Origin of the sequence: Bacillus sp. SIMBA_008, assembly GCF_046535495.1 — a bacterium.
Classification (GTDB): domain Bacteria; phylum Bacillota; class Bacilli; order Bacillales; family Bacillaceae; genus Bacillus; species Bacillus subtilis.
On record NZ_JAWRWL010001073.1, the window covers coordinates 1 to 244 of the forward strand.

1 pseudogene is annotated in these 244 nt (G+C 39.8%); it reads right to left on the reverse strand.

The features are described 5' to 3' along the window. Positions 1-108: 108 nt before the first annotated feature. A pseudogene (locus SB658_RS26715) lies at positions 109-244 on the reverse strand (chitin disaccharide deacetylase); the annotation flags it as partial.

A 244-nucleotide genomic window follows, 5' to 3' on the forward strand; every position in this document is an offset into this window, starting at 1 on the left:
GGAAAACACCACCTTGGGTTATCGTTATACTCGGAGCCTTTGGCGGATATATCCTATCGATTTTGTAAATACAAAAAACGACGGCATTATGTAGCCGTCGTTTTTCTATTAAAACTTCACAAGCTCTATTCCGTCAGGCAACTCGCTCTCTGTTAAAATACGCAATTCTTTCACACGATCCATTACGTAAGAAGAACGCTTCACAAGCTCTGGATCAATATAAGCTGGATGAACCATAATTTCT